The organism is Halomonas sp. 111, from assembly GCF_052379685.1.
Taxonomy (GTDB): Bacteria; Pseudomonadota; Gammaproteobacteria; order Pseudomonadales; family Halomonadaceae; genus Vreelandella; species Vreelandella citrativorans.
The window spans coordinates 22,065-42,917 of record NZ_JBQSYV010000004.1 but is presented as its reverse complement, the minus strand read 5'-3'; the positions used below and the strand labels follow the sequence as shown (position 1 = coordinate 42,917).

Below are 20,853 nucleotides of genomic sequence, written 5' to 3'. Positions count from 1 at the left end.
CATGCTCCTAAAAGAACGTCAAACCGACCTGGAACATACGCTCGACATCGCGGATGCGGCGCTTATCGATCACAAACAGAATCACGTGATCGCCGCTCTCCACCGTGACATCCCCATGAGCGATAATGACGTCCTTGCCGCGCACAATCGCCCCGATCGTGGTGCCCTCGGGCAGGCCGATCTCGCGAACGGTACGACCGACAACTTTCGAAGAGTGTTTGTCGCCATGAGCAATGGCTTCAATGGCTTCTGCCGCTCCTCGGCGTAGTGAATGCACATTGACGATATCGCCTCGGCGTACGTGGGTTAACAGGCTGCCAATGGTGGCCTGCTGGGGCGAAATCGCGATATCGATCTCGCCACCTTGAACGAGGTCTACGTAAGCGGCGTTGTTGATCAGCGTAAGCACCTTCTTGGCCCCCAGCCGTTTGGCCAGCAGCGACGACATGATATTGACTTCGTCGTCATTGGTCAGCGCGCAGAAAATGTCGCAGTCTTCAATGTTCTCTTCTTCCAGAAGCCGCTTGCTGGTCGCGCTGCCGTGAAGCACGACGGTGCGGTCAAGCCGTTCGGAGAGCGTGGTACAGCGCTCAAGGCTATGCTCGATAATCTTGACCTGATGGCTGTGTTCCAGATGCTCGGCCAAGCGTTCGCCAATGTTGCCGCCGCCCGCAATGACGACGCGGCGAAAGCCTCGTTCGATTCGCCGAAGCTCGCTCATGACCGCGCGAATGTCTCTCCTGGCAGCAAGGAAAAACACCTCATCGTCGGCTTCAATGACCGTGTCGCCGCGGGGGATGAGGGGCCGGTTACGCCGATAAATAGCCGCGACGCGAGTATCCACGTTGGGCATATGACTGCGCAAAAAGGCCAGGTCCTGACCCACCAGTGGCCCGCCATACACCGCTTTCACCGCCACTAGCTGCACCAGGCCATCCGCAAAGTCCAGCACCTGCAACGCACCGGGGTGCTCAATCAAGCGGCGGACGTGATCGGTGACCACCTGTTCGGGGCTGATCAATACATCAATGGGGATCGCTTCGTGGGCAAAAAGCCCCTTTCGGGTTAGATAGGGCGTGGCACGCACCCGGGCAATTTTGGTAGGCGTGCGGAACAGCGTATGCGCGACCTGACAGGCGATCATGTTGACTTCGTCGCTGTTGGTCACCGCAATTAACATGTCAGCATCTTCGCAGCCAGCCTGCCGCAGAACGATAGGGTAGGAACCCGCGCCGGTGACGGTACGAATATCGAGCTTGGTGTGCAGCTCGCGCAGCTTATTGGCGTCGGTATCGACAACGGTGATGTCATTTTCCTCGCGGGCGAGGTGCTCCGCCAGGGTGCCGCCGACCTGGCCGGCGCCGAGAATGATGATTTTCATTACTGAGCATCGGTTCCATTGAAAGCGCCAGCGCAATAGGTAGCGTTGTATATCTAACGTAATGCGCTGCAATAAAGACGGCGGCCAGTGTAAACCAGCCGCCGTCGAAATGCAGGTAAGGATTATTCCAGCGTGAAACCGACTTTAACGGTGACCTGCCAGTGGGCCACGCGGCCGTCTTCAATATGGCCACGTGTATCGGTCACTTCTAGCCAGCGCATGTGCTGGATAGACTCGGATGCCTTGGCGATTGCATTCTGCACGGCTTCCTCGATGCCTTTCTCGGAAGAGCCGGTGATTTCTATGTGCTTGTAGGTGTGGTGAGTCATGGTATCTCCATCCTTAGTCATGAGTTCACTGCCTTGGCACCAGAACGCGCCTAGGCAGACTGCTTCTCAAGCCTGGCATAAAAAAAGCCGTCATGACGTCCTTGCTCTGGAAATAGCTGGCGGCCCTGACCGCTTTGGATACCCCAGGCCACATCGCTGGGCGTGGTCACTTTGGCATCAGGTGTGCGCGCCAGGAAGGCCTCGATCTGTTGGGCATTCTCCTCAGGCAGTACCGAGCAGGTGGCGTATAACAGCGTGCCGCCTTCGCGCAGCATGGGCCATAAATTGTCCAGTAGCTGCTGCTGTAGCTTGGCCAGCTTGCGGATGTCCTCTTTGCGTCGCAGTGTTTTGATATCCGGATGGCGCCGTATAACGCCGGTGCCCGAGCAAGGAGCGTCAAGCAGAATAGCCTCAAACGGTGTGCCGTTCCACCAGTCGCGCTGAGTGGCATCCACATTCTGAAGCGTGGCGGATAGCCCCAATCGCTCTAGCGTGCTTTCTACTCGCGAAAGGCGTTGGTTATCGCTATCCAGGGCGGTCAGCGCAATATCGAACTGCTCAAGCAAGTGGGCCGTTTTGCCGCCAGGCGCGCTACAGGCATCCAATACCTGCGCACCGGGGCGAGGTGCCAGGGCCGGGCCAAGTAGCGCAGCACACAGCTGGGCTGCCTCATCCTGTACGCTAACGTGGCCCTCGGAAAATCCGGGTAGCAGGGTGACATCGCAGGGCGTGTTAAGGGTAATGCCATCCGGCGAGTGGGCGCAGAGTTCACCGCTTAAGCCTTGTTCGGTCAGCCGTTCTATATAGGCTTCGCGGTCATTGTGATGCTGATTGACGCGCAGCGTCATGGGGCCAGGCTGATTATTTGCCTCAACAATTGCCCGCCACTGCTCCGGCCAGGCGGTGCGTAGTGCCTCCAGCAGCCAGCGGGGGTGGGCCAGCGCAATACTCTCATCCTTATCAACGGCGGCCTGAAGTTCATCGGACTCGCGCTGTAGGCGGCGCAGGCAGCCATTCAGTACGCGGGTCGCCCACTCTTTACCCAACAAGCGCGCGGCACCGGCGGTTTCGCCGACGGCTGCGTGGGCGGGAATACGCATATACAGCAACTGATAAATACCCAGCAGCAGCAGGGCGTGAATATCACTGTCACGCTTTTTAAAGGGCTGCTTTAGCAGGCTGTTAGCCAGCGCTTCCAAACGTGGAAGCTGGCGACAGGTGCCAAAGCAGAGCTCTTTTAAAAGGCCCCGGTCGCGGGCAACGACACTGTTCTCATCCAGCGCGGCCAGTGAGCCTTGCTGAGAAATAACCGGCGCTAACGCACGGGCGGCGGCGGCGCGCACGTCCTGGCCGCTATTGCTTGATGCGCGTTTACCGTGTTGTGAGCGTTGCTGACTCATAAAGCGTCTCCTTGCTGGGATTCAGGCTGACCAAGGCGGTTACCGGGCGTCAATCGGGCATGGCGGGCGTTGAGTAAGTCGCGCACAGCCATGGCCTTGCCGCCAGGAAGTTGGGCGCTGCTGATACATAAAACCTCGCGGCCTTCCGGGCCACAGGCAATACGCAGATGGTCTTCACCGTTTTCAAGCAGCGTGCCGGGCGGCGTTGCGCCCTGTTCACCGGCTGCAACGCTTGCCATGAGTAAGCGCAAGCGGTCATCACCCATCTGACACCACGCCACCGGCCAGGGGTTAAAGGCGCGGATTTTACGCGCAAGGCGTTCAGCAGGCTGAGTGAAGTCCAGCTCGGCCTCTGCTTTGCTGAGCTTGGTGGCGTAGGTAACGCCTTCTTCCGGCTGGGGTGTCGCATTGGCGTTACCGTTGGCCAGTTTATCCAGCACGCTGGTGAGCGCAGTGGCGCCTTGAAGCGCCAGGCGGTCATGCAGGTCGCCACCGGTGGTTTGCTCGGTGATCGGGGTGCGTACTTCGTGCAGCATGGCGCCGGTATCAAGCCCTGCATCCATTTGCATGATGGTAACGCCCGAGGCGTTATCACCGGCTTCAATCGCGCGCTGAATCGGGGCGGCACCGCGCCAGCGGGGTAGCAGTGAGGCGTGGACATTAATGCACCCCAGGCGCGGTGTGTCCAATACTGCCTGGGGCAGCAATAAACCGTACGCCACGACCACCATAATATCGGCGTTTAAAGCGGCAAGCTCCGCTTGAGCGGCCGGGTCTTTTAGCGTTTGTGGCTGGTAGACCGGAAGCGCATGCTCAAGAGCAAGCTTTTTAACGGGGCTTGGCGTGAGTTTGCGACCACGACCTGCCGGGCGGTCGGGTTGGGTATAAACCGCCACTACCTTATGTTTGCTAGCCAGTAGGGCCGCAAGGCTTGAGGCAGCGAAATCAGGCGTGCCAGCAAAAACAACGCGCAACTGTGACATGACAACAGGTACCTGGTAACAGGAGAAATGAGAAAGCCTGGGGCAACAATAAAGGCCGAGAAGCAGGGTATACAACGGCTGTTGTACCGTTGTATGGAGTACCAGGCTTCTCGGCCTTAAGCGTTATAAATACGCTCACTTACAAAACTTCTACAAAAACCGAAGTAAACTGTGCTAAAACGGATGGCTGTTAAGCGTCGTCTTTCATCAGCTTATGACGTTTCTGCATTTTTTTCATGATGCGGTCGCGCTTTAGCGGCGAAAGATAATCAACAAACAGTACACCTTCAAGGTGGTCGTACTCGTGTTGAATGCAGTGCGCCAGCAGGCCATCGGCCTCAAGCTCATACGCCTCGCCGTTACGGTCAAGCGCGTTGAGTTTTACCGTAAGGTAGCGCGGCACTTCCGCGTAGTGCTCGGGAATCGACAAGCAGCCTTCAGAAAGCGGCTCTTGGTCTTCGCCGACCGGCGTATAGCGAGGGTTGATCAGCACCAGCGGCTGCGAGTTATCTTCGCTTACGTCCATGACGACGATACGACGATGGACATCAATTTGGGTGGCTGCAAGGCCAATGCCACGCGCGTCGTACATGGTCTCTAACATATCGTCGACAAGCTGGCGGACCTCGTCGTCAACGGTTTCCACCGGTACCGCCTTGGTGCGCAGGCGCTCATCGGGGAATTCGAGAATAGGAAGTTTGGCCATGGGGATTACCGTCATCGTTAAGCTAAATCTTGGATAATCAGGCCGGATAGCGGCGGCCTGGTACTTTGCTAATCGCCACTATATCACGCTGGCAGCGCTCCTGGGCATCAGCACATGCGGTGAAGCGCCATGAAAATGATTGAAACATCCTTCACGGAGTACGGGATAGTGCTAGCCAACTTTATGCGCCGCGCGGCAAGACAAAACGCGCTTTGTGACGTGCTCAAGAGGGTAGTAAGCCTGCTGTCTGGGTTGTTAATAAGTCTTCACGCCGTTGGCGCTGAAACGCTGCCGGTGGTGACGCTTTCTCCCCAAATACGCACCTTGCCAATGCCCGATGGAGCGCTCGACGCGAGGGTAAGTGAGCTCGGCACACTCTCGCTTGAAAGCCTTAACGCCTTTTGGCGTGAACACCGAGTAATAGAAGCCGGAGCGCGCCAGCCTGAGATGGCCTATGTGTTGGCTGGCGAGCACCAGCGATTGATCAACGGTGCAGGTGACCGGATTTACGCCCGTGGCGCTATGCCGAGCCACGCACTGGAAAGCGTACCGAGCAGCGTAACGAATAGAGCAACGACGGGCCTTGCCACCTTCGGTATTTATCGTCAGACACAGACCTATACCGCTGACGACGGCGCGGTGTTGGGGCAGGCGTTAAGTCACATCGGCGAAGCTCGCCTTGTACGCAGTGAGGAGGATATTGCCCTGCTGGAAGTGCTTAGCGCTCATCAAGAGGTGCGTAGTAACGATCTTATTCTTGCCCTGGAACCCGATGCGCCTCGAACGGCGCTTCAACCCCGCTTGCCGAGCAGTGCAATAAACGGTCGTATTCTCGCCGTGCCCGGCGGCGTACGTTTTATAGGTGCCTTGCACATCATTGCTTTGGATGTAGGCGCGCAAGACGGCCTGGAGCCAGGGCATCTGCTTCAAGTGAATTCGCCCAGCGAAACTGTTTTCGACGCGCGTCGCCAAGTAGTAACGCCGTTGCCACCGAGCCCAGCGGGCTGGGCAATGGTAGTGAAGCCTTACCAGCAGGTGAGTTATGCGCTGGTGATGCAAGCGTCCAGCATGCTGGAAGTGGGTGATCGTGTGGTGACTCCGGATTTATAACGCAATGGGGATATTCAGCATGCACGTTGAGGAGCGTCGATGAATACCAGTGAGTGGTTAGTGGTCAACGCCTTGCCGGGCATGGGCGCACTGCGCATTACCCAGATGGTGGCACGCCAGCCGCGCTGGCCGGAAGGTTGGCTGGCGACACTGCCCGCTAACGCCGCCAGCGCCTTACGGCTGTGGCTTGAGCACCCTGAGCGCAGCCCACTTCAGCGATGCGTAGACGATGCGCGGGCATGGCAGCAGAGCGGACCAGCGCGACATATTCTGCATCGTCACCACCCGGCCTGGCCTGAGCTGCTCAACGAGCTACCGGACCCGCCCGCCATTCTTTGGGCCCAAGGGGATTTACAGGCGCTTGAAGGGCCAAGGATTGCCATGGTGGGAACCCGCAAACCCACCTCGGAAGGTAATGCCAATGCCCAGGGCTTTGCGCGGGAACTGGCTCGCCGAGGCTGGTGCGTGGTCAGCGGTATGGCGCTGGGCATTGATGGCATCGCTCAGCGCGCCGCACTAAGTGCCGGTGGAAGCAGTATTGCGGTATTAGGCTGCGGCGTGGACGTTATTTATCCGGCTCGACATCGCGACCTGCATGAGCAATTGAGCTGTGCGCCTGGCGGGCTATTGTTGTCAGAGCATCCGCCGGGCACCAAGGCGCGCCCCGCGTTCTTCCCGCGCCGCAACCGGATTGTGACCGGGCTTTCATTGGGTACGTTAGTGATCGAAGCCACCGAGAAAAGCGGCTCGTTGGTGAGTGCTCGCTTGGCCCTGGAGCAGAACAAGGAGCTTTTTGCCCTGCCTGGGTCTTTGCACAATGTTCAGGCTCAAGGCTGCTTGCACTTGTTGCGGAATGGCGCAACGCTGGTGCGCCATGTCGACGATATGCTTGAAGAGTTGCAGCAGTGGGCGGGTAGCTTTTTACCCGCGTCCGTGAAGGCTTCGTCTCCCCCTTCAGGATCAATGGCGCCACCAGGCGAACCACTGCCTGATGAGCTGCTTAACGTTTTATCGGCAACGCCGGTGCCGCTTGATTCACTGGTTCAGCATACCGGGGAGTCTGTCAGCAGTTGCCAGCAGCGGCTATTGATGCTGGAGCTTGATGGATGGGTCGCTCAGCAGGTGGGTGGTTGGGTACGCTTACCCAGGCCATGATAGGATGTGAGCATTCTCTTATCGCTAATTGCTTGTAGAGCAGGAGAGCCAATGAAACCGGCTGTCGACCTCGAAGTTGCCATTCATGCACTGCATGCTGGCGGTGTTATTGCGTGCCCCACCGAAGCCGTGTGGGGGCTTAGCTGTGACCCGGATAATGATGAAGCGCTTACCCGGTTAATGCGCATGAAAGAGCGCGACCCTTCCAAAGGCATTATTTTGGTGGCGGCCAGTATCCAGCAGTTTCAGCCTTGGCTAAACCAATTGCCGCTTGAACTGCATGCTCCACTTGCGGCCAGTTGGCCTGGCCCTAACACCTGGCTGGTGCCGGATAACGGTCGCAGCCATGCGCTGGTTCGCGGTGCTCATCAACGCGTGGCCTTACGCGTGACCGACCACCCCTTAATGAAAGCGTTATGCGAAGCGTTTGGCGGGCCACTGGTGTCGACATCGGCCAATCGTGCGGGTGAGGCACCTGCCATGAGCGATGAAGAAGTCGCCGCTATTTTTGGGCAGGAAGTCGCCGCGATAGTAGCGGGCGAGCTGGGCGGGAATCCACGACCCAGCACCATCCGTGATTTAGCCAGTGGCCAGGTAATGCGCGCTTAAATAGATAAGTAAACGGCTTAAGTACCAAGTGCTTAAACGCGCTATGGTGAAGATTACTGTGTAGTAAGAATTTTGAACGGGAGTCATCGTGGCGCACGAGCATTTAGACGACGTTAAGCAGTACCTGCTCGGCCTTCAAGACCGGCTGTGTGAGGGGCTGGCCGCGGCTGATGGTAAAGCTGCGTTTAAGGAGGACAGTTGGCAGCGTGAAGAGGGCGGTGGCGGACGCTCACGCGTGATTGAGCAGGGCGGTGTCTTTGAAAAAGGCGGCGTCAACTTTTCCCATGTGTATGGTGCTCAACTGCCGCCCTCGGCAACGGCAGCCCGGCCGGAGCTTGCCGGTCGCAGCTTTCATGCGGTTGGAGTTTCTTGGGTGCTACATCCTGAAAACCCGCATGTCCCTACCAGCCACGGCAACGTACGCTTTTTTATTGCTGAAAAAGAGGGCGAAACTCCCGTCTGGTGGTTTGGTGGAGGCTTTGACTTAACGCCCTATTACCCGGTGCTTGAGGACGTTGTGCACTGGCACCAGGTGGCCAAAGCCGCCTGTGACCCTTTTGGCGATGCTGTTTATGACCGCTATAAAGCGTGGTGCGATGAGTACTTTTATTTAAAGCACCGTGATGAGACCCGTGGGGTGGGCGGGCTGTTTTTCGATGATTTGAATGCTGGCAGTTTCGAGGAGTGTTTCGCCTTTCAACGCGCCGTGGGCGATAGCTTTTTAGAGGCTTACGTGCCGATTGTTAAGCGCCGCAAAGTGGCTGCTTGGGGCGAGCGTGAGCGAGCGTTCCAGCTCTATCGTCGCGGCCGCTATGTAGAATTTAACCTCGTATGGGACCGAGGAACGCTGTTTGGCTTACAAAGTGGCGGGCGCACTGAGTCAATTTTAATGTCGATGCCACCACTGGCGCGTTGGGAGTATGCCTATACGCCTGCCCCTGGGAGCGCTGAAGCCACGCTAAATGATTACCTGGCGCCAAGAGACTGGCTCAACGTGTCGGATAGGGCTTAAACATCGTGATCCACAGAAATATAAAACAGCGTACAGGAACGAGTTGATGAGTGACCTTTACTGCGTATTGGGTAATCCCATTGAGCACTCAAAATCCCCCCTCATTCATAACGAATTTGCCCTGCAAACACAGCAAAAAATTGAATATACAGCACAACTAGCGCCGTTGGATGGTTTCACCGATGCTTGGCGAACGTTTGTTGATAAAGGCGGGCGAGGGGCCAACGTTACCGTACCCTTTAAGGAGGAGGCGTTTGCGCTCTGCGATACCCTGAGCAGGCGTGCCCAGCGGGCTGGCGCGGTGAATACGCTGATAGTCGGAGGCAATGGTCTTACTTACGGCGATAATACCGATGGTGTTGGCTTGTTACGCGACCTTGCATATAACCGTGTAGCACTTGCCGATAAGCGCATCCTGGTGGTGGGCGCTGGTGGAGCCGTGCGGGGAATTTTAGAGCCATTACTCGCAGAAAAGCCTGGCGAGGTGGTGGTCGTTAACCGAACGGCTGAAAAAGCTCAACAGTTGGCCGATGATTTTGCTGATTTGGGCGAGATCCACGGTGGAGGGTTTAAGGCAGCTAAAGGCCCTTTTAGTGTCGTGATCAATGGAACCAGTGCCAGCCTAACGGGCGATCTACCCCCACTGCCGGGTCATCTATTTGCAAACGATGCATGGGCCTACGACATGATGTATGGCGCTACGCAAACGGTCTTCTTGAAGTGGGCAGGAACGCATGGCGCCCAGCGCTTGGATGGCCTGGGGATGCTGGTAGAGCAAGCCGCCGAAGCATTTTATCTATGGCGAAATGTGCGCCCCGAGACGGCCCAGGTACGCCAGATGCTGCGCAGAATGCTTAACGCGGGTTAGCCGCTTGCATGTGTTCATCAAAAAAAGGGCCGAGATGGCTCGGCCCTTTATCGTTAAAAATTAAAGCAAAGGGTTACGGGCGCTGGCAGTTAGGCGTGTGCCCGCTGTTGCGCGCCTGCTCGTAGGTGGCAAGCGCTGTGTCCATATTGGCTTGTAGGCCCTCAATACGCTGTCCCTGGCTTGGGTGCGTCGACATCCATGCCGGTGGCGCGCCACCGCCCGAGGCGGCCTGCATGTTTTCCCAGAGCGTAACGCTTTGACGCGGGTCAAAGCCTGCCTGTGCCATCAGGTCCAGGCCAATCACATCTGCTTCGCTTTCATGGCTACGTGAGAACGGCAAGGCAATGCCGTATTGCGCGCCCATTCCCAGCACGCCCATCAGCTGTTGTCCGCCAGGGGTTTGCATACCCGATGCGCTGGAAATAACCGAAAGCCCTAGCGACGTGGCGTTTTCGGTCGATGCCCGCTCATTGGCGTGGCGGGCAAGTACGTGACCAATTTCATGGCCTACCACGGAGGCCAGTTGATCCTGGTTGGTGGCAATAGTCAGCATGCCGGTATTGACCCCCATATAACCGCCAGGCAGTGCGAAGGCGTTGGGCTGTTCGGCTTCAAATACCCGGATTTGCCAGTCAAGGTTACGCTGTTCAGCCGGTAATACATCCACGATGGCATTGGTGATGCACTGCACATAGCGGTGGCTTGCCTGGCCTGCGGTAGGAACATCCTGCTGGTACTGGGCGAATGCCTGCTGGCCCATCTCGTTAAGCTGGTCATCGGAAAGCAGCAATAATTGCGAGCGTCCGGTAGGGGACGTTGAACAGGCCGCTAAAGAAGCGCATAGCGCAGTAACAGCAAAGGGACGAAGCCAACGCATGAGGTGATTTCCTTAAAGATTATTGAATTCCATGCACACAAGATAACCACTGTGCAGGGTAAATCAATCCCCTTGTTGTCACTTAATGCACTTGAGGACAGGGATTGAGGCTAGGGATAAACGCTGAACTGAGCCGACATTTAACCAGATGACTTGACCACGTGGAGCATTGGCTAGCCTCTGTTTCCATGCCTGGCAGAAACAGCTTAACGCTGAGGGATTAGCTGACCATCTTCACCCACATTAAGGCGAATGGTCGGTGTGAGCAGTCCCGCCGGTAGCGTCATGCCTAGGCCGCGTAAATCGCCCGGCGTGATCGCAAGCTCACTGCCTGCGGGTAGTTCGCCTTGAGAGGCGAGCTGCTGGACCAGGTTCAGCATTGGCGCCATTTTTTGGGCATCGGTGCCCAGGATATCAAATGCCACCGGCAGGCGTAGATTGGCGCCGTCGCCCGAGGTTAATGAAACATCCTGGGTATACTCCCCTTCCACGGGGTCAACACCTGGCATGTCCAGCGTCCAGTTAAAGCCTGACATGGCTACTGCCGGCATTCCCGCAGGCAGCCCAAGGCCCATTGCGAGTGTTGCCTGAACCGGCAGGCTACCCATGCCCAGGCTTGAAGCCAGCAGGCTGGTCAAATCGCTGGTGTCCAGGCCTGCGTCAACGGAGTAGGGGCCAATACGTACATTCTCCACGCCGAGTGAGGTAATGGCCAAGCGAAAGGCAAATAGCCCCGTTTGGGGGAGTGCAAGGCAGCCGGTAAGCAGGCTTGCCAAACTCAGCATCACAAGCCAGCGCCAGTGACGAACGGCATATAACATAAGGTTCCCTCCTGAGAAGGGTGGTGGCGGCAAGCGCCGGGGAGCATGAGCGAGAAGCGCGGCTATTTGAGGGGCCGCGCTGGTTTCTGTCAAGCAAATTTGCACATGTTAGCTTAAAACAAAAAACGCCTGCTTAAACAAGCAGGCGTTATTACTGCGGGATAGCGCATGGAGCGTTTAGCGACGGCTTTTCCGCGCATCTTTGGTGCGGGTAAGCTCGCGCTTTTTGGCTTTCTCTTTATCACTGGCCCCGGCCATAGAGTCAAACGGGTTATCGCCTGAGCGGAACTCAAACCGCATGGGCGTGCCGCGCACCTTCAACACTTTACGGAAAGTATTGATCAGATAGCGGCGATACGCTTCAGGAACCGACGCGGTCTGATTACCGTGCACAACGATAATCGGTGGATTACTGCCGCCCTGGTGGGCCATACGCAGCTTAATACGCCGCCCGTTAACCATCGGGGGCTGGTGCTGGCTGACCGCATCCTGTAACAGGGTCGTCAACCGGTTGGTCGACCAGTGTGCGTTGGCCGCATTAAATGCCCGCTCAATGGAGGGGTATAGATCACCCACTGCCGTGCCGTGCAGAGCTGAAATAAAGTGCATTTCAGCGTAGTCGGCAAAGCCCAGGCGGCGCTTGATATCGGCACGCATCTTGTCTTTTGCTTCGCTCTCCAGACCATCCCACTTGTTGATCGCCAGTACCAGCGCACGCCCCGTTGTTAGCACGTAATCTAACAGGTGAAGATCCTGCTCAACCAGGCCGCTGCGGGCATCCAGTACCATCACCGCCACATGACACTCTTTAATCGCGTCAAGGGTTTTGATAATGGAAAACTTCTCGGCAATCTCGCTAACGTTCTTGCGGCGGCGAATACCGGCGGTGTCGATCAACACATACGGCTTGCCGCGGCGCTCGAAAGGAATCTCGATAGCATCACGCGTGGTACCGGCTTCATCGAACACCACGACACGATCTTCACCCAGTAGGCGGTTGACCAGCGTGGATTTGCCCACGTTGGGGCGACCAATGACCCCAATGCGGATGCCTTTGGAACCGATATCCGCTGGAATGCTGGGGTCGCGCTCGGGAAACGGCTCAAGCACGGTATCAATCAGCGTTGAAACGTTACGTCCGTGCGCGGCAGCAATGGCCCAAGGGTCGCCAAGGCCCAGCTTCCAGAAGTCGGCCATGGCCGAGTGCTCTTCCAGACCATCGGTCTTGTTCACCACCAACCAGGTTTTTTTCTGGTTAACGCGTAGGTGGTTGGCAATCGCTTCATCCGCTACGTTAAGCCCGGCACGGGCATCGACCAGGAACAGGACAATATCGGCTTCATCAATCGCGGCAAGCGACTGTTCTGCCATCGCCGCATCAATGCCTTCCTCATCACCACTGATACCGCCGGTATCAATCACCGTATAGGCTTTGCCGCCCAGCATGCCGTTGCCATACTTGCGGTCGCGGGTGAGGCCGGGAAAGTCGGCCACGAGTGCATCACGCGAACGCGTTAGGCGGTTAAACAGTGTCGATTTGCCCACATTGGGGCGACCGACCAAAGCAATGACGGGTGTCATGGAGTGACTTCCAGGGTTTCCAGACGACCATTGTCGGCCTGGACATGAATGGTGCTGCCATCAGTAATGGGGGACACGCTAATGCCGGATTTATGCACCCGGGTGCGGCCCACGATGTTACCTTCACGCGCGTCGATCAAATGGACATAACCTTCAAAATCGCCAACCACGATACGGCCATCAGCAAAGGCTGGGGCGGTAAGCCAGCGATCTTCAAGTTCATTGTTACGCCATATTTCTTGGCCATTTTCGGCATCAAGCGCGACGAGGTGGCTGTCGTCGGTAACCACATAAAGATAGTTACCCACCATCAGCGGTGAATGGCGGCTAGAGAGATTACTTTCCCAGAGTACGCTGCCGCGTGTGGCTTCCAGTGCCACCACGCGACCGTTGTAACTGGTGACAAACAGGCGGCCGTCAGGCGTAATCAGCGGCTGGCCGGCAATATCGACCAGTCGCTCAACTTCGCTACGGCCACTGGGGGTGGCGATTTGCATATCCCACAGCGGCTGGCCGCTACGGTTATCAAGCGTGGCCAGGCGTCCATTTGCGAGGCCGACGAAAGTGACCGGGTCAATGACCATCGGCGTCCCGGTACCGCGAAGGGTAAGGGCAGGCTGAGAACTGGTATAAACCCAGCGCTCCTGACCGTTGGTGCGGTCTAGCGCCGTTATCTGACCATCAACGCTTTGGACGACCAGCAATTGCTGGTTGGCTTGAGGCGCGGCCAGTACTTCGCTGGATACTCTGGAGCGCCAGCTGACGCTGCCATCGCGTTGATCCAGTGCAATCACTTCACCGTTGCGAGTGCCCAGGTAGACCTGGCCTGCAATCGCGGTCAGTGCGCTGGAGATCGGTGTATCAAGCTCTACGCGCCACTCACGATTACCGGTATTAGCGTTTAACGCCATGACCAGGCCTTGTGCATCGGCGGCAAAGATCGTGCTGCCTTCACGGGAAGGGGCGATAGGGTAACGCGCACGGCCCAGGCCGCTGCCGATATTCTGGCGCCACTGGGTGGTCAGATTTGATGTTTCATCAAAGCTACGCAGCTCTTTGGGCGTATACGCGGGTTCGCCTTTATTGGCACAACCTGCCAGTAGAGCAATGGCTACCGCACCTAGCGTCACGCGCATGATCTGTTTGGAAAGACGCAGATTCATCATTGTGTCGCCTCCTCGGCGCCAAGATCGTCAAGCTTGAATGGTACGCCGTAAAGCGTTTGGTCGAGGCTCTCTGCAAGTTCCTGCGCGTTTTGCCAAGCGCTCCGCGCCTGATCGGTTTGCCCTAAGGCTGCGTAGGCGTCACCGCGGACGTTGGCTTGCTGCGCCGCCAGGGCTTCGCTGATCGGCTCATCCAGTAAAGCAAGTGCCGCTTCAGGATTACCGTTGGCGACCTCAATGCGTGCCAGACGCAGCCAGGCCAGGCTTTGCACATAGCGACGCGATGAGTTATCAGCTACCTGCTCAAGAGAGACTTTTGCCGCATCGATATCGCCCTGTTGTACAGCTAACCGAGCGTCCATAAGCAGCGCCAATTCAGCATAGAGCGTTTTGCCGTAATCGTCGGTAAGCTCGCTAATGAGCTCGCGGGCGCTGGCCGTTTGCTGCTCATCCAGCTCGTTGGCCGTGGCAACGTTGACCAATTGCTGGTAGCGCACTGAGGCGGCTTCCGACTGGCCTTGCTGATAGTTTTGCCATGCATTCCAGCCAAAGACGCCCGCAGCAGCAAGAGCGGCACCTGCAATCAGAGAGGTTCCATTCTCTTTCCACCAGCGCTTAACGATGTCCAGCTGCTCTTCTTCGCTTCGATCCGCCACGGGCGGCCTCCTATTGCATAAAATCGCCGCAGCACAGCGGCGATTAGTTATTTGTAAGCGCACAGCGCCTGTTCGGTTGGCTTAGTGGGCCAGCAGGTCGCCTAGCGTGGCAGAAAGTGCCGCTTGGCTCACGCGCTGCTGTTCGCGGTCATCGCGCAAGAACTTAAGCGTGGCGGCGTGTTCGGCCAGTTCGTCCTCGCCCAGCAGGATGGCGATGGGCGCAGCGCTTTTATCGGCCTTTTTCATGCGGCTCTTAAAGCTACCACCGCCGCAGTGCAGTTGAAGGCGCAAGTCGGGAAGCTCACTACGCAGCTGTTCGGCAAGCGTGAGCGCGGCAATCGTTGCATTATCGTCCATAGGCAGGAGATAGACATCGCAGCCGCCCAGGGCTTCGTCCGGCACCAGGTTTAGCGTCTCCAGCAACAGGATTAACCGCTCAATACCCATGGCGAACCCAACCGCCGGGGTCGGTTTGCCGCCCAGCTGTTCCACCATGCCATCGTAACGACCGCCAGCACATACCGTGCCTTGGCTACCCAGCGCACTGGTGGTCCATTCGAACACCGTACGGCAGTAGTAGTCGAGCCCGCGCACCAGGCGAGGGTTGATCACAAAGGGGATACCCGCCGCATCCAGCATGGCTTTCAGCTGCTCGAAGTGTTCGCGTGACGCATCATCAAGATGATCCATGAGCTGCGGGGCGCCGTTAAGCATGTCCGCCATGGCCGGGTTTTTAGAGTCCAGAATGCGCAGCGGGTTAGTGATCAAACGGCGCTGGGAGTCCTCGTCGAGAATCTCGCGGTGCTGCTCAAAGTAGGTCACCAACTTATCGCGGTAGGCGGCGCGCGCCTCGGACGAACCCAGCGAGTTAAGCTCAAGCGTGACATGCTCAAACAGGCCTAGCTCTTTCCACAGGCGCGCCGAGAGCAGAATCACTTCGGCATCGATATCCGGCCCTTCAAAGCCGTATGTCTCAACACCTACCTGATGAAACTGACGATAGCGGCCTTTTTGAGGGCGCTCGTGACGAAACATCGGACCCTGGTACCAAAGCCGTTGGGTCTGGTTGTAGAGCAGGCCGTGTTCCATCGCTGCGCGCACGCAGCTGGCAGTGCCTTCAGGACGCAGTGTCAGGCTATCGCCGTTGCGGTCGTCGAAGGTGTACATCTCTTTTTCGACGATATCGGTCACTTCACCAATCGAGCGGGCGAACAGCGCTGTTTGCTCGACAATCGGCGTGCGAATTTCATCGAAGCCGTAGCGATGCATTAACTGACGTACTTTGGTCTCAAAAAATTGCCAGCGAGGACTATCGCTGGGCAACAGGTCGTTCATACCACGGATGGCTTGAATCTTTTTAACAGCGGACTTGCTCAATGAAAACTCCTCGTTCTGCATCCTGGCTGATGCATGGCCCCGGCATTAAACGCTGCGGGCGATCATGTCATCTTCTTGCTGCTGTTTTTGGTGCACTTTTTCGCGGATCATCCGCTCAAGATCATCCACCAGGTGGTCATTACGCAGTTTGCTGGCCGGTTTGCCGTCGATATACACCAGGTTGGCGGGGCTGCCGCCGGTCAGGCCAATATCGGTCTCTTTTGCTTCACCCGGGCCGTTAACGACGCAGCCAATCACCGAAACATCCAGCGGCGTCATGATGTCTTCCAGGCGCTCTTCAAGCTGATTCATGGTGCTGATAACGTCAAAGTTTTGGCGTGAGCAGCTGGGGCAGGCAATAAAGTTGATGCCCTTGGCGCGCAGGCGCAGGCTTTTGAGCATATCAAAGCCGACTTTAATCTCTTCTATCGGGTCGGCGGCAAGTGACACACGAATCGTGTCGCCGATGCCGTCCATCAGCAGCATACCCAGGCCAATAGACGACTTAACGGTGCCCGAGCGCAGCCCGCCTGCTTCGGTAATACCCAAGTGAAGCGGCTGCTCAATGCGCGTGGCAAGGTCACGGTAAGCCGCGACGGCCATAAACACATCAGAGGCTTTTACGCTGACCTTGTACTCTTGAAAATCGAGCCGATCCAGGTGGTCGATATGGCGCATGGCGGATTCTACCAGCGCGGCAGGCGTGGGCTCGCCATACTTTTTCTGAAGGTCTTTTTCCAACGAACCGGCGTTAACACCAATGCGGATAGGAATGCCGTTATCGCGTGCGGCACTCACCACCGCGCGTACGCGGTCTTCACGGCCAATATTGCCGGGGTTGATGCGCAGGCAGTCAACGCCTAGCTCCGCGACGCGCAGGGCGATCTTGTAGTCAAAGTGAATGTCGGCCACCAACGGCACACCCACCTGCTGCTTGATTTTGCCAAAGGCTTCCGCAGCGTCCATGTCCGGTACGGAGACGCGTACGATGTCAGCACCGGCTTTTTCCAACTGCTGAATCTGTCCAACGGTAGCCGCCACGTCCAGCGTGTTGGTGTTGGTCATGCTCTGTACGGAAATAGGTGCATTTCCGCCTACCGCCACACTGCCGACGTGAATCTGGCGGGACTGGCGGCGTTTTATCGGAGAAGGGGCGTGCATAAGACGGGTCACTCTCCCAGGGTGAATCGGGCGACATTGTTGGCGCCTGCGCGTTCTGCAAGGTTGATCTGCTCACCTTGGTAACGCAGTACGACGCCAGTGGCGTTTCCTACGGTTAAACGAAACGGCGGCACACCTTCAACGGTTACATTGGTGCCGGGCGTTTGTAAGCCAACAAATACACGTTGATTGTTGGCATCGAAAATTTCAGTCCAGGACTGCTCGTTAAACGTGAGCTCCATCTGGCCTGGGTTGCCTGCCGGGGCCGTTGCCGCTTCCTCGGTGGCACCTTCATCAGCGTCTGCTGCATCAGTATTGGTCGCATCTGTATCTGCCGCAATATCAAGCGCGGCAGACTCGTCGACTGTCGCGGTCTGCTCCGCGTTATCGGTAGGCAGCGTTTCACTATTACCAGCGGTATCACCCGTGGCCGTATCGTTTTCCGGCTGGGCAGGCGAGGTGATGGCGGGCTGCTGAGGCGGCGTGGGCTCAGCGCCGGTATCCGATACCGGCGGTACTTCGCTACCTTCTTCAACGCTGGACGTCTCATTAAAGCCAGGCGGCTCGCTGCCACCACGGCTCTGCCACCACATGACGGTTACGCCGATCAGGCCAGCAATCACCAGCAAGGTCACCAGCTTAAATAGCCAGGCGCCCAGCTTTGAGGGGGGCCGACTAACCGCCACCGGAATAACTTTTCGCTCGGCATCCGCGGCGCCATAGCGCTCCTGGTAAGCGTCCAGGATCATATGCTCGCTCAGACCCAGGTATTTGGCGTAGGAGCGCAGGTAGCCACGACGGTAAGCAATAACTGGAATTTCGTCATAATGATCATGCTCAAGGCCATCAACGACGGCCGGGCGTAAATTAAGCGCGCGCGCCGCCTCTCCAATGGGCACGCCGAGCTCTTCTCGTTGGCGCAAGAGCATCTCGCCGGGAGAGGAGGTGGTACGGGAGGAAGTAACGCTATCTTGTAACTGTGTGTCGCTCATGGCTGAGCATCCTTAAAAAATTAAGTGGTCAGGGCGTCAGTTCATAAGGCCAAGCTGGCGCTGGTAATCGGCTGCCGTGGCATGGTCGCCTTGGGCATGAGCGATATCAATTGCCATTTCCAGCGCTGCCCGGTCTGGCCCGGCCAACTGCAAATAGGTGTGCAACGGTGACCAGGCCTCATGGTAATTGCCCTGTGAAACTTCCAGTTCGGCTAACGTCAAGTACCCTCGCGACTGCCGCGGGTCGATACGCTGCGCGCGGGCTAAACGCCCACGCGCTTTATCAAATTCTTCCAGCGCCAAATAACATTGGCCCAGGTTGGTAAAAAGCTGGGCACGGTTGGCGTACTGGGCATCGTTAGATGCGTTTTCCAACTGATCGCAAGCGGCAGCAATATGCCCCTGCTGATACAAAAATGCCGCGTAATTATTGCGGGCACGGGTAAATGTCGGGTCGGCGTCGATCGCTTGTTTAAAATATTGGTCGGCAAGTTCGATGTCGCCCTGCTGTTGATAGACCATGGCTAAGGCCTGCAATGCTTTGGCATGGTGCGGGTCGATCTCCAGCGCGTGACCCAGGGCGGCGCGCGCCCGTGGGAGATTGTTGCGCTCCAGGTAGGCAACGCCGAGCTGCGTATAGGCATCCTTGGCGTCATTGCTTGCCTGAGAGGGTAACGTGTTTGATGTGGCACAACCGGCGAGCCATACGCTGCTCAACAGTACAGCGAACATGGGCACCCTAAACGGGTTAAAACGCCTGTAGTGACAGATCATGTTGATCCTCATGGTGTAAATAGCTAACTAACCGCCGGCACAACGAATAAACCGTGTCCATCAAAGCGCTGTGCTCGTCGGAAGTCAAGATAAGCACCGTTTAGTCAGCGTCAATCTGTACCGATTGGATATAGCGAGCGCTACGCTTTGTCCGGTCTTTCACGCGTCCCACTAACTGACCGCAGGCTGCGTCGATATCCTCACCCCGAGTCATACGAACCGTCGCGTTATACTCCAAATCATACAGCCACTGTTGAAAGCGCATGACCTGGTTGCGTGATGGTTTTTCATATCCTGAGTTAGGAAACGGGTTAAACGGTATCAAATTAATCTTACAGGGCAACTCTTTAAGCAGCGCGGCGAGCTGTTCGGCATGCTCTTGCTGGTCGTTAACATCCTTGATCAGGGTGTATTCAATAGTGACCTGGCGATTGTCCGGGCACTTGGACAGGTAGCGATGACACGCATCCAGCAACATTTGGATGTTGTATTTGCGGTTGATCGGCACCAGTTCATTGCGCAGCTCGTCAGTCGAGGCATGCAGCGAAATAGCCAGGCTTACGTCCATTTCGTCGCCCAGTTTGTCGATCATCGGCACAACGCCTGAGGTCGACAGCGTAACGCGACGCTTGGAGAGCCCGTAGCCGTTGTCATCCAGCATTAACTTCATGGCCGGCACTACGTTGTCAAAGTTGAGCAGGGGTTCGCCCATACCCATCATGACCACGTTGGTAACCGGGCGGTTAGCGGTGTCACGGCGCGGCCCGACGCTGCGCTGTGCAACCCATACCTGGCCAATGATTTCGGCGGCGGTAAGGTTACGCTGAAAGCCCTGTTTGCCGGTGGAGCAGAAACTACAGTCTAGCGAGCAGCCCACTTGAGAAGAGACGCACAGCGTGCGCCGCTTGCCGTTTTCAGCGGGAATCAGCACGGTTTCAACGTAGCTGCCATCCTCTACTTCTAATACCCACTTACGGGTACCGTCGGCTGAGGTGCCTTCGTAAATAACGCTGGGACCACGAATTTCGGCCACTTTTGCCAGCTTTTCGCGCAACGGTTTGGACAGGTTGGTCATCGCGGTGAAGTCATCGCTACCTTCCTGGTGGATCCACTTCATCAACTGAGCGGCGCGGAATTTCTTCTCGCCAATCGACAAAAAGAACGCTTCCATCTGTTCGCGCGACATGCCAAGCAGGTTCTGGCGCTCAGGCGCTTTTGCCGCTGGCGTTTCACTGTCAGGCGCAGATTGGGGAGCGGGCGTATGTTGGGCTACGGTGGTGGTCATGGTGGTCAGCGTTCTAGAAAGGGCGGGGGCCAGGCCCCCGCGAAAATGGCCGGCAACGAATGTTGAAACGGCGCCGCTAAAAATTAGCGCGGGCAGATTTCGTCATTACCGAAGAAGTAGCTAATTTCGCGCGCAGCGCTTTCTGCAGAATCGGAACCATGGACAGCGTTAGCGTCGATTGTTTCCGCGAAGTCAGCACGAATAGTGCCCGGAGCCGCTTCTTTAGGGTTGGTAGCACCCATCAGGTCACGGTTTTTGGCAATCGCGCCTTCACCTTCAAGTACTTGAACAACCACCGGGCCGGACGTCATGAAGCCTACCAGGTCTTTAAAGAACGGACGCTCTTTGTGCTCGGCGTAGAAACCGCCCGCTTTCTCTTCAGAAAGGTGGGTCATTTTAGCGGCAACAACCTGCAGGCCGGCTTTTTCAAAGCGAGCGATGATGTCGCCAATGGCGTTTTTGGCAACGGCATCGGGCTTGATGATAGACAGAGTGCGTTCAGTAGCCATGTAAATATCTCCTTGAGGCCTTTAGAGAAAGGGATAAAGCAGAAATTGCCGCCTCGGCAAACCGGGGCGGCGAAGGAAAATCGTTTCGGCAAAATGACGGTAGT

General features: G+C 56.9%; 21 protein-coding genes. 5 read left to right on the top strand and 16 right to left on the bottom strand.

Annotated elements, in window-relative coordinates; all coding sequences use genetic code 11:
- Positions 1-7: 7 nt before the first annotated feature.
- From trkA to def, 5 genes are all read right to left on the bottom strand, one after another.
- On the bottom strand, positions 8-1,381 hold the full coding sequence (gene trkA / locus ACT3T7_RS04215; RefSeq protein WP_172118600.1) for a Trk system potassium transporter TrkA: 1,374 nt from the start codon (positions 1,379-1,381) through the stop codon (positions 8-10).
- A 122-nt stretch (positions 1,382-1,503) separates the two neighbouring features.
- Complete coding sequence (locus tag ACT3T7_RS04210; RefSeq protein ID WP_172118637.1) at positions 1,504-1,710, bottom strand: dodecin; 207 nt, start codon at positions 1,708-1,710, stop codon at positions 1,504-1,506.
- Positions 1,711-1,760: 50 nt separating this feature from the next.
- Positions 1,761-3,110 (bottom strand): 16S rRNA (cytosine(967)-C(5))-methyltransferase RsmB, encoded by a 1,350-nt coding sequence (rsmB, locus tag ACT3T7_RS04205; RefSeq protein WP_444630171.1) that lies wholly within the window; start codon positions 3,108-3,110, stop codon positions 1,761-1,763.
- A complete protein-coding gene (gene fmt / locus ACT3T7_RS04200; RefSeq protein ID WP_444630170.1) occupies positions 3,107-4,093 on the bottom strand; it encodes a methionyl-tRNA formyltransferase in 987 nt (328 codons plus the stop codon). The genes rsmB and fmt overlap by 4 nt, the downstream gene beginning before the upstream one ends.
- A gap of 190 nt (positions 4,094-4,283) precedes the next feature.
- Positions 4,284-4,799, bottom strand: a complete 516-nt coding sequence (gene def, locus ACT3T7_RS04195; protein ID WP_172118603.1) for a peptide deformylase — start codon at positions 4,797-4,799, stop codon at positions 4,284-4,286.
- Positions 4,800-4,928: 129 nt separating this feature from the next.
- Between def and ACT3T7_RS04190 the strand changes: the two genes are divergently transcribed.
- The 5 genes from ACT3T7_RS04190 to aroE all read left to right on the top strand — a co-directional run bounded on the left by ACT3T7_RS04190 (position 4,929) and on the right by aroE (position 9,553).
- Positions 4,929-5,909 (top strand): peptidoglycan-binding protein, encoded by a 981-nt coding sequence (locus tag ACT3T7_RS04190; protein ID WP_444630169.1) that lies wholly within the window; start codon positions 4,929-4,931, stop codon positions 5,907-5,909.
- A gap of 39 nt (positions 5,910-5,948) precedes the next feature.
- On the top strand, positions 5,949-7,064 hold the full coding sequence (gene dprA, locus ACT3T7_RS04185) for a DNA-processing protein DprA (RefSeq protein ID WP_444630168.1): 1,116 nt from the start codon (positions 5,949-5,951) through the stop codon (positions 7,062-7,064).
- A 51-nt stretch (positions 7,065-7,115) separates the two neighbouring features.
- Entirely contained in the window at positions 7,116-7,673 is a 558-nt protein-coding gene (locus ACT3T7_RS04180; protein WP_444622305.1) for an L-threonylcarbamoyladenylate synthase, read from the top strand.
- A gap of 88 nt (positions 7,674-7,761) precedes the next feature.
- A complete protein-coding gene (gene hemF / locus ACT3T7_RS04175) occupies positions 7,762-8,685 on the top strand; it encodes an oxygen-dependent coproporphyrinogen oxidase (RefSeq protein WP_444630167.1) in 924 nt (307 codons plus the stop codon).
- A 46-nt stretch (positions 8,686-8,731) separates the two neighbouring features.
- Positions 8,732-9,553, top strand: a complete 822-nt coding sequence (gene aroE / locus ACT3T7_RS04170) for a shikimate dehydrogenase (protein ID WP_444630166.1) — start codon at positions 8,732-8,734, stop codon at positions 9,551-9,553.
- A gap of 73 nt (positions 9,554-9,626) precedes the next feature.
- On the opposite strand, the gene ACT3T7_RS04165 is transcribed toward aroE, so the two are convergent.
- The 11 genes from ACT3T7_RS04165 to ndk form a co-directional block, all read right to left on the bottom strand.
- A complete protein-coding gene (locus tag ACT3T7_RS04165; RefSeq protein ID WP_444630165.1) occupies positions 9,627-10,430 on the bottom strand; it encodes a M48 family metallopeptidase in 804 nt (267 codons plus the stop codon).
- Positions 10,431-10,636: 206 nt separating this feature from the next.
- Positions 10,637-11,251 (bottom strand): hypothetical protein, encoded by a 615-nt coding sequence (locus ACT3T7_RS04160; RefSeq protein WP_444630164.1) that lies wholly within the window; start codon positions 11,249-11,251, stop codon positions 10,637-10,639.
- Positions 11,252-11,428: 177 nt separating this feature from the next.
- Positions 11,429-12,832 carry a ribosome biogenesis GTPase Der gene (gene der, locus ACT3T7_RS04155; RefSeq protein ID WP_172118611.1) on the bottom strand — a complete coding sequence of 468 codons (1,404 nt, stop codon included), beginning with the start codon at positions 12,830-12,832 and terminating at the stop codon, positions 11,429-11,431.
- Positions 12,829-13,998, bottom strand: a complete 1,170-nt coding sequence (gene bamB / locus ACT3T7_RS04150) for an outer membrane protein assembly factor BamB (protein ID WP_172118612.1) — start codon at positions 13,996-13,998, stop codon at positions 12,829-12,831. Before bamB ends, der begins: the two co-directional genes overlap by 4 nt.
- Positions 13,995-14,651 (bottom strand): YfgM family protein, encoded by a 657-nt coding sequence (locus ACT3T7_RS04145; RefSeq protein WP_193055277.1) that lies wholly within the window; start codon positions 14,649-14,651, stop codon positions 13,995-13,997. The genes bamB and ACT3T7_RS04145 overlap by 4 nt, the downstream gene beginning before the upstream one ends.
- An 81-nt stretch (positions 14,652-14,732) precedes the next feature.
- Entirely contained in the window at positions 14,733-16,028 is a 1,296-nt protein-coding gene (gene hisS / locus ACT3T7_RS04140; protein WP_172118614.1) for a histidine--tRNA ligase, read from the bottom strand.
- A gap of 45 nt (positions 16,029-16,073) precedes the next feature.
- The gene (gene ispG / locus ACT3T7_RS04135; protein WP_444630163.1) at positions 16,074-17,189 is read right to left on the bottom strand and encodes a flavodoxin-dependent (E)-4-hydroxy-3-methylbut-2-enyl-diphosphate synthase; all 1,116 of its coding nucleotides are present in this window, start codon (positions 17,187-17,189) and stop codon (positions 16,074-16,076) included.
- Positions 17,190-17,197: 8 nt separating this feature from the next.
- Positions 17,198-18,181, bottom strand: a complete 984-nt coding sequence (locus ACT3T7_RS04130; protein ID WP_172118616.1) for a RodZ domain-containing protein — start codon at positions 18,179-18,181, stop codon at positions 17,198-17,200.
- 36 nt (positions 18,182-18,217) lie between these two features.
- Positions 18,218-18,955, bottom strand: a complete 738-nt coding sequence (gene pilW, locus ACT3T7_RS04125) for a type IV pilus biogenesis/stability protein PilW (protein ID WP_172118617.1) — start codon at positions 18,953-18,955, stop codon at positions 18,218-18,220.
- A 100-nt stretch (positions 18,956-19,055) separates the two neighbouring features.
- Positions 19,056-20,240 carry a 23S rRNA (adenine(2503)-C(2))-methyltransferase RlmN gene (gene rlmN / locus ACT3T7_RS04120; RefSeq protein ID WP_193055282.1) on the bottom strand — a complete coding sequence of 395 codons (1,185 nt, stop codon included), beginning with the start codon at positions 20,238-20,240 and terminating at the stop codon, positions 19,056-19,058.
- A gap of 83 nt (positions 20,241-20,323) precedes the next feature.
- On the bottom strand, positions 20,324-20,749 hold the full coding sequence (gene ndk, locus ACT3T7_RS04115) for a nucleoside-diphosphate kinase (RefSeq protein WP_087106555.1): 426 nt from the start codon (positions 20,747-20,749) through the stop codon (positions 20,324-20,326).
- Positions 20,750-20,853 lie beyond the last annotated feature (104 nt).